General features: G+C 38.8%; 1 protein-coding gene. It reads left to right on the top strand.

Annotated elements, in window-relative coordinates; translation table 11 throughout:
- The coding region (locus ACWA1B_RS23860) for a hypothetical protein (RefSeq protein WP_456911189.1) at positions 1–206 on the top strand (206 nt) is incomplete at both ends.

Below are 206 nucleotides of genomic sequence, written 5' to 3'. Positions count from 1 at the left end.
GTTACAGTTGTAACGCCAGTGGCATTAACAGCTAGTTCGTCAATTACTACTGCATTAGTTTGTACTGCAGGAAATGCACCTTCAACAGCGATTGTTACAGTTACAGCAGTGGGTGGAACGGGATCATATGAATACAGTTATGATAATGGAGTAAATTATACTTCAGATGATACTTATGAGACTTCAGTAGGAGCAAGATTTGACAT

The organism is Flavobacterium xizangense (assembly GCF_054075145.1).
Note: the sequence above shows the minus strand (reverse complement) of the source record. Positions and strands in the feature narration are given on the sequence as shown.